The sequence below is a fragment of the Phormidium sp. FACHB-1136 genome, assembly GCF_014697375.1.
In the GTDB taxonomy this organism is placed as follows: Bacteria; Cyanobacteriota; Cyanobacteriia; order Phormidesmidales; family Phormidesmidaceae; genus Nodosilinea.
Map to the genome: position 1 here is coordinate 1 of NZ_JACJRS010000152.1, position 8,486 is coordinate 8,486.

7 protein-coding genes are annotated in these 8,486 nt (G+C 57.9%); 6 read left to right on the forward strand and 1 reads right to left on the reverse strand.

The window, feature by feature from the left end; genetic code table 11:
• Window positions 1-256 precede the first annotated feature (256 nt).
• From H6G62_RS24910 to H6G62_RS24920, 3 genes are all read left to right on the forward strand, one after another.
• A complete protein-coding gene (locus H6G62_RS24910; RefSeq protein ID WP_190500243.1) occupies window positions 257-628 on the forward strand; it encodes a tetratricopeptide repeat protein in 372 nt (123 codons plus the stop codon).
• Between the two features lie 78 nt (window positions 629-706).
• Window positions 707-1,042: a type II toxin-antitoxin system RelE/ParE family toxin gene (locus H6G62_RS24915; RefSeq protein ID WP_190500245.1), complete on the forward strand. Its 336-nt coding sequence runs from the start codon at window positions 707-709 to the stop codon at window positions 1,040-1,042.
• Window positions 1,032-1,334: a transcriptional regulator gene (locus tag H6G62_RS24920; RefSeq protein ID WP_190500247.1), complete on the forward strand. Its 303-nt coding sequence runs from the start codon at window positions 1,032-1,034 to the stop codon at window positions 1,332-1,334. The genes H6G62_RS24915 and H6G62_RS24920 overlap by 11 nt, the downstream gene beginning before the upstream one ends.
• Window positions 1,335-1,401: 67 nt before the next feature.
• On the opposite strand, the gene H6G62_RS24925 is transcribed toward H6G62_RS24920, so the two are convergent.
• Window positions 1,402-1,689, reverse strand: coding sequence for a hypothetical protein (locus tag H6G62_RS24925; protein ID WP_190500249.1), 288 nt, complete (start codon window positions 1,687-1,689; stop codon window positions 1,402-1,404).
• 148 nt (window positions 1,690-1,837) lie between these two features.
• Between H6G62_RS24925 and H6G62_RS24930 the strand changes: the two genes are divergently transcribed.
• The 3 genes from H6G62_RS24930 (at window position 1,838) to H6G62_RS24940 (ending at window position 8,435) form a co-directional block, all read left to right on the forward strand.
• Window positions 1,838-5,692 (forward strand): tetratricopeptide repeat protein, encoded by a 3,855-nt coding sequence (locus tag H6G62_RS24930; RefSeq protein WP_190500251.1) that lies wholly within the window; start codon window positions 1,838-1,840, stop codon window positions 5,690-5,692.
• 58 nt (window positions 5,693-5,750) lie between these two features.
• A complete protein-coding gene (locus H6G62_RS24935; RefSeq protein ID WP_190500253.1) occupies window positions 5,751-7,910 on the forward strand; it encodes a S8 family serine peptidase in 2,160 nt (719 codons plus the stop codon).
• A gap of 174 nt (window positions 7,911-8,084) precedes the next feature.
• Entirely contained in the window at window positions 8,085-8,435 is a 351-nt protein-coding gene (locus H6G62_RS24940) for a hypothetical protein (RefSeq protein ID WP_190500255.1), read from the forward strand.
• Window positions 8,436-8,486: the final 51 nt, after the last annotated feature.

An 8,486-nucleotide genomic window follows, 5' to 3' on the forward strand; every position in this document is an offset into this window, starting at 1 on the left:
CTGACTTGAACAAAATTGAGAAGTTTTGGGCACGGATCAAGCACTACGTGCGAAAGACCTTGCACCAGTTTGACACCTTGTGGGATGCCCTCGACAATGCCTTCCGCGTATTGTCCTAACCTGCCTGCGGGCTGCTATAAATGAACTAAATTGCCCCAAATCGCAGCTTCGCTACTTTAGGGCCTATCCCGCCGCCCGCCGCTGGGCCGATCTGGCGGTACACAGTTTTGCGAAAGCCAGCCATACCCTCCCTCCCATGGAGGTCAAAGCTCACCAGGCAGCGGCCCTGCACCTCCTGGGTCAGGTCAACTTTTGGGAGGGGCACTATCCCGCCGCCGTTCGCCAACTCGAACAAGTACTCGCCATCCGCCACGAACTGAAAGACGAGGTGGGCGAAGCTCTGGCCCTGGTTGACCTCGGCCAGGTTTACCAAGCCCAGTCGCAATACTGGTATGCCATCGCCTGCTACGAAGGGGCGCTGGATGTTGGGCAATTTTTGGAAGCTGTGTTTGAGGGCGGCTGGTTTGAGGCCAAGGTACGGCGACTGGTGGCAAAACTCTGCCGCACCTGTGGCCACTGGGATTTGGCCATCAAGCACCACCTGGAAGCCCTGGCTTTGGGAAAGTAGTGGGTAGTCGTAGCACGGTCAGCGCGGCCAATCATGAATCTCTGACCTGCTAAGTCGCTTTTATGCGACAATTTATCTATGGAAAGCAAGCCCAGGTTAGTCAAATCCTACGTGACACCCGACGGCAAAACCCCTTTCAAGACTTGGATTAAGAGTCTGAAGGACAACCGATTTAAGGCCAGAATCTTGCAGCGGATTGATCGACTGCGGCTAGGTAATTTTGGCGATTGTCGTAGTGTGGGGGCGGGGGTGTACGAATTAAGGCTCAGCTTTGGGCCGGGGTTTCGGGTTTACTTTGGGCTAGATGGGGCTGAGGTCGTGATTTTACTTTGCGGTGGCGACAAAGCCTCTCAGCCGCAGGATATTCAGAATGCCCACGATTATTGGCAGGAGTATACCAACCATGCCGACTGAGAGTTATGACGATATTTTGGTGGACGAGCTGCGCGATGTTGAGGTGGCGGCGGACTATCTCTCAGCGGCCATTGAAGGGGGCAATATGGCAGAGTTTTTGATGGCACTGCGCTATGTGACCGATGCCCACGGTGGGGTTGGCATTTTGGCCGAGATTACAGACCTCAATCGCCAGAGCTTGTACAAGATGTTGTCGGAGCAGGGCAACCCAACGCTGATTAACCTGATTGCGGTTTTGAAGTCAGTGGGTTTGACCCTGACGGTAAAACCGATTGAGTCGGATGCGGCATAGCCGAGAGCGATGCCAGCGATGGATGCCTGTAACCCAGCACTTTAAGCTGACAGAATATTATGATCGTTTACTTGCCCAGCAAACGAGCCGCACCTTCGACCAAAATATCGGCCTTGTCGAGCAGGCTACCGAAGATCACCACCGTTGCCGCTGCGATGATGACGGTACGAGAGATGGCCAGATTATCCCTGGAGAGCTGCAAAAACCACTCTTCCCATTGCTGGGTTCTGGCGTCGATGCGCTGAATGTCGCTGTCGAGTCTTTGCTCTAGGCGGTCAAAGCGTTCTAGCACCTCAGCCTGAAAGCGCTCTAGCATCTCCGTTTGAAGGTCACTGAGTTCTGGGGGCGTGGTCATGGCAAGGCCGTTGTAGCACTTGTTTCTATCATAGTCGGTGTGCCAAATCCTAAAGATTGCCTGGGCCAGACTGAATAAGTTCGGCTCGGCCAGGACTATAAAAGAGGGAATGCCCCTTTTACCGACACCTACCCCCCAAGAGGTTGCGATGAAAGCCCTGCCCCAGCCCATCCGAAGTTTGGTTTGGAACCTTCAAAACGGCAAGCCGCCCCGCCTGGTGAGCCTAGCGCTGTTGACGGCGTTGCTGGTGGGTCAAAGCCCTAGGGCTTGGTCGCAGCCCCTGAACCAGGGGGAAGCGATGAGGGTGGCCCAGTCGGTTCCAGAGTTTGAGCCGTTGACCATTACGGGAGTGCTGGATGAAAACGGCGCTGTTGCGGATGGCCGTTTTTTGAATGGCCATATGTTTGAAGGTATGGCAGGTCAAATTGTAGTTATCGATCTGATCAGTGATGAATTTGACGCGCTGCTGGCTCTGATTGGCCCCGATGATGAACCCATTGCAGCAGATAATAATGGCGGCGAAGGCACCAACGCCCGCCTCGTGTTGAGCTTGTCCAAAACAGGTATTTACCAGGTTGGTGCGTTATCGGTTAATCCCGGTGAGACGGGCCGTTATAGGTTGACCGTGAAGCCAGGAACGATGGCAGACTTAGAACGAGTAGAGCAACTTGCCGAAGCAACGCGTCTTAATGCTCAAAGCGCTGAACTGTATCGCGATGGGCGCTATGGAGAGGCTGAACCCCTCTTGCAAGAGTCTCTAGCAATTCGTCGAGAGCAGTTGGGTGATAGTCACCCTGATGTTGCTCAAAGTCTCAACAACTTGGCTGAGCTTTATCGAAGTCAAGGACGCTATAAGGAAGCCGAGACCCTCTTTCAACAAGCCTTAGCAATTCGTCGAGAGCAGTTGAGTGACAGTCATCCTGATGTTGCTCAAAGTCTCAACAACCTGGCTGGGCTGTATCGAAGTCAAGGGCGTTACAGGGAGGCTGAACCCTTTTTACGAGAGGCATTAATGATTCTTCGTGAGCAATTTGGCGATAGTCACCCTGATGTTGCTCAAAGTCTCAACAACCTAGCTGTACTTCACCAAGAACAAGGGCGCTATGGGGAGGCCGAAACCCTCTTGCAACAGGCCTTGGCGATTCGCCGAGAGCAATTGGGCGAAAGCCACCTCTCTGTCGCCACCAGTCTCCTCAACTTAGCTGGGTTGTATCAGGCGCAAGGCCTGTTGCATGAGGCCGAAACCCTCTTGCAACAGGCCTTGGTGATTTATCGAGAGCAGTTGGGCGAAAACCATCCCTCTGTCGCCACCAGCATCAACAACTTGGCAGAGCTATATCGGGCACAAGGACGCTATGAGGAGGCCGAACCGCTGCATCAACAAGCCCTAGCAATTCGCCAAGAGCAGCTTGGCGCAAGCCATCCTGCTGTCATCATCAGCATCCTCAATCTGGCTGGGCTTTATTGGCAACAGGGGCGCTATGGGGAGGCCGAAACCTTTGCTCAACAAGCCCTGGCGATTAGTCAAAGGCAGTTGGGTAGAAGCCACCCTGATGTCGCCGCCAGCCTCAACAGCTTGGCTGTGATTTATCAAGAACAAGGGCGCTATGGAGAGGCCGAAACCCTCTTTCAGCAAGCCTTGGCGATTCGCCGAGAGCAATTGGGCGAAATTCATCCTGATGTCGCGACCAGTCTTCTCAACTTGGCTGGGTTGTATCAAAAACAAGGGCGCTATGGGGAGGCCGAAACCCTCATGCAACAGGCCTTGGCGATGCACCGAGAGCAATTGGGCGAAAACCACCCTAATGTCGCCATCAGCCTCAACAACCTAGCCAGCCTGTATCAGGTGCAAAGGCGCTACGAGGAAGCTGAACTCTTTTACCAAGATTCTCTGGCGATTCGCCGAGAGCAATTGGGTGCAAACCATCCATCTATCGCCACTAGTCTCAACAACCTGGCAGATCTATATCGGGTACAAGGGCGCTACGAGGAGGCCGAACCTCTCCACCGACAAGCATTAGCGATTAGTCAAGAACAGTTGGGCGAAAGCCACCCTGATATCGCTACCAGCCTCAACAACTTGGCTTTGGTGTACCAAGATCAAGGTCTCTACGGTGAGGCCGAACCTCTCCACCGGGAGGCGCTGTTGATTCGTCGCGAACAGTTGGGCGAGAGCCATCCATCTGTCGCCACCAGCCTTATTAACCTGGCCTTGCTGTCCCAAAAACAAGGAGAGATTGCCCCAGCCTTAACTTGGTTGCACCAAGGACTATCGGTAGAAGAAAGCAACCTCAGCCTCAACCTGGCTATCGGTTCTGACGATCGCAAACGCGCCTACATCGCCACGATTTCCGGCACCACCGATTTAGCCCTTTCCCTCCATCTGCAAAACGCCGCCACCAACCCTACTGCTGCCCGCCTTGCCCTTACCACCGTACTGCGCCGCAAAGGCCGCGTCCTCGATGCTGTTACCGACACCCAGCAACTCCTGCGCCAAAACCTCAGTCCCGACTTGGCCCCCCTGCTAGACGAGTACACCGCTGCGCAAACCCAGCTCGCCGCTCAGCTCTACGGCGGCCTAGGCGACCAAGACCCAGAAGTGTACCGCGCCCGCATCGACGAATTGCGCCAGGAAGCCAATCGCCTAGAAAATGAGCTATCCCGCCGCAGCGCCGAATTCCGAGTCGAAACCGAACCTGTGGAAATTGAGGCCGTGCAAGCGCTCATACCCGCCGATGCCGCATTGGTGGAACTGTTGCAGTATCGACCCCTTAACCCCGCCGCCAGCCAAGCCGAACGCTGGGGCCAACCGCGCTACGCCGCCTATATTTTGCACAACTCCGGCGACCCAAAATGGGTCGATCTCGGTGATGCCGAACCCATCGACACCGCCGCCCGCGCCTTCCTCGCCGCCACCCGCAACCCAAACTCCGGCAACCGTGCCCGCACCACCGCCCGCGCCCTGGATGAGCTAGTCATGGCCCCCATCCGCCCCCTCCTGGGCGAGGCTACCCACCTGCTGCTCTCCCCCGACAGCCAACTCAACCTCATCCCCTTCGCCGCCCTAGTCGATGAGCAAAACCGCTACCTAGTCGAAACCTACACCCTCACCCACCTCACCACTGGACGCGACCTACTGCGCCTGCAAAATAAAGCTCCCAGCCAACAGCCCCCCGTCCTCTTCGCCAACCCCAACTACGACACCGCTTCTATCTCCAACTCCCCTCTCCCCATGGGAGAGGGGCCGGGGGTGAGGGCCAATCCAGGCTCAGCCGAGAGATCCACCCACCGCTCCACCGACATCACCAACCTGCGCTTTGGCCCCCTACCCGGCACCCAGCAAGAAGTCGATGCCATCGCCCCCCTATTGCCCAACAACGCCATCATCCTCACCGAAGCCACCGCCACCGAAAACGCCCTCAAGCAGGTACAGGCCCCCAGCATTCTGCACATCGCCACCCACGGATTTTTTCTCGAAGATGTGGACTTTGTGTCGCCCCCGTCCACCCGTGGCGACCGGGCCACCGGATTTCTAGAACCCACGGGCCTGGTTGCGCCTCCCACCCGCCCCGTCAACAACGAAAATCCGCTGCTGCGCTCTGGGCTGGCCCTAGCGGGGTTCAACAGCCGCACCAGTGCCGGGGAAGACGGCGTCCTCACCGCCCTAGAGGCCACCGGGCTGAACCTGCGCGGCACCCGCCTAGTGGTGATGAGCGCCTGCGAAACCGGGGTAGGCCAGGTGGCCAATGGCGAAGGGGTCTATGGCTTGCGGCGGGCCTTTGTGATGGCCGGGGCCGAGAGCCAGCTCATGAGCCTGTGGAAAGTGGACGACCTGGGCACCGCCGAACTGATGCAGCGCTACTATCAGCGCTTGCAAAACGGCAAGGGCCGCAGCGAGTCTCTACGCCAGGTGCAGCTTGAATTTATGGCCAATCCCACCTACCAACACCCCTACTACTGGGCCTCGTTTATCTTTTCTGGCGAATGGCGACCCCTGGAGTGAATAAGCTGGCCACCGCCAGACATAGGTAACAACAGACCTGTTGTAAAGGCAAACCTTCATGCGCAAACTTTTCTCCAGTCTGCTCTTGGGTGGCTTCGTGCTCGGAGCTCTGCCCCTGCCCCACCCTTCCATGGGTCAGTTTTTGGCTCCTGCCACCGCCCAAGCCCAGACCAACCGCAGCGATATTTACTACACCTTCTACGGTCAGCGCATTCCCCTCACCCTGCGCCAAGACCGGATTGCGGTTTTGCTGACCCCTCCGGTCAGCGGGGCACGGGGCGGGGTTTCGGCCTATCAACAGCTAGAGCGGGCCTTATCTGGCCGCAGCGGCAGTCGAGGGGGAGACAGCAACCCAGCCCTAGACGTTACCCTGCGCCCCCTGGGCAGTCGCTACGCGGTGATCGAACTGCCCAGCCTCGACGCCGAACTGGCGGCTGCGGTGCAAGACCGCCTCCAGCAGCCCTACGTCGAAGCCACCCTGCCGGTGCTCAGCCGAGCGGGGGGCGATGACACCATCGTGCTGCCCAACCAAATCATCGTCAGCTTTGAGCCCGATACACCCCAAAGCCAGGTGCAGCTTACCCTCAGCCGCTACGGGCTAGAGGTGATTCGGCCCCTACAATTTACCCAAAACCGCTACTTGGTCAGCGCCCGCGAGGGCGATGGGCTGCGGGTGTTGAGTCTTGCCAACCAGCTCAATGGCGTGGTGGGTATTCAGTCGGCCACGCCCAATTTTGTGCAAACGGTGCCCTACCACGCCGTACCCCAATCCCTCGACCGCTCCCCCACCGCCCCCTCCACCGACCTCGATAGCCTGCTGGCCCGCCTGACTGGCCCCAGGAATTGGCCTGTGGCCACCGATTTGTTTCCCCTGCACTGGCATCTGGATAGTGCCGCCTTTCGTGGCCCCCACCAGCCCCGCACCGACATTCAGGCGGTGCAGGCCTGGCAGCAGGGCACCCAGGGCGAAGGGGTGGTGGTCGCCGTCATCGACAGCCTGATCCAGTGGGATCATCCCGACCTGGCCAACAGTCTCTACACCGTGCCCGATACCCAGCCCAACCGCCTACCCGGCGAAGTTCACGGCTGGGATTTTTCTAACCAGACCCAGACCTGCGAGGGCGATCACTGCGCCATGGGCGACCCGGATACCCGCATCAGCACCGCCGAACTCGACCTGGTGCGCCCTGACCTGCAAAACACGTTTTTGCTGAGCGATGCCGAACTTTTGGCGCAATACCCCAGCCTAGCCCAGGACATTAAAACCGCGCGGCCTGCATTCTCCCAGCGCCAGGTGGCCAGCCTAATTCGCGACTGGATTCGCGGCGACATCATGGCCGAGTTCCACGGCACCTGGTCGAGTGGGGTAATTGCTGCTAGCCCAGCGGCGGAGCGCGGCGTTGTGGGTGTGGCCCCTGAGGCGCAGATCTTGCCGGTGCGGGTGTTTGGCCTGGGCGGCGAAATTACCATGGCGGCCCTGGTTGAAGCAGTGGGCTATGCCGCCGATCGTGGGGCCGATGTGATCAACCTCAGCCTGGGGGGGCTGCTGCCCGATCGTGAACTCACCGACCAAATCCTGGCGGTGCTCGATGCCCACCCTAACCTAGTGATCGTCGCCTCGGCGGGTAACGCCAGTCTGGATGGCGTCGGTTTTCCGGCGGCGATACCGGGGGTGATTTCGGTGGGGGCCACCACGATGGAAGGGCGACGCACCTTCTACAGCAGCTACGGCGGTGGGCTGGATGTGGTGGCCCCTGGGGGCGACATCAGCCAGGTGGGCCTGTTTGGCATTTTGACCACGGGCGGCACCGGAGTACCCGCCTTTTGGCGCGGCATGGAGCCGCCCACCACCCCCTGGGGTGTGGGTTTAGATGGGCTGGGGCAGTTTGTACAGGTGCAGGGCACGTCGTTTTCGGCCCCGGCTACCTCGGGCACCGTGGCCCTGATGCTAGCCGCCAACGGCAACCTCAGCCGCGACCAGGTGACGGAGATTTTGGCCTCTACCGCCAGCTACAGGGGGCTAGGGCTGACCCAGGCGGAGGCCAACCAGTATCGCCTCCAGGCGGAGGTGGGTCTGGGTACGGCGTTGGATAACCAGGTGCTACGGCCTTCGGGTATTTTTAGCTTCCCGCAGCCAATTTCGCCTGAGCAGTATTATTTTGGTCGGGGGCTGGTGAATGCGGCGGCAGCGGTGGAACGGGCTAGGGCGCTGCGGTAGTGGGTGATTGCCCCTCCTCATGAATTGGCGGTTGAGGGGCCTATCTGAAAAGCAGCCTCTACTCATAGAACCGTAGAGGCTATTGGCCAGCAGGTTAATTTTGCCCGAAGGTGCATAAGTCTGAGGGGGGCAGGCATATATGCTAATGTCACTCCAAGATTGAGCCTTGCCCCTATGAGTTACTCCAAGAAGCTTCTGGGTTTAGTTGCGGCGACAGTAGCTATGATGACTGCTAGTCAGATGCCAGTATTGTCTGAAGAATCACAGTATCTTTTGTCCTCAGCTATAGCCCAAGAGGAAAATACTGAAGCGCGTAAAGCGGAAGCAGAATCGCTTTTAGACCAAGGAATCGTGCTGTTGAACAGTAGTCAGTTTCAAGAAGCAATTCGAGTTTGTGAGCAGGCTCTCATTATTTTCCGCGACCTTGGCGAACTTGAGAATGAGGGCGTTATTCTAAACATTCTAGGTACTGGACAGTGGGAAGTTCTGTATCCGGTAGCGGGACGCCAAGAAAAACGGACATGAGCTGAGTCAATCGACCCATCATGTCCGAAACTGGCTGATGTAAAGCCTTTC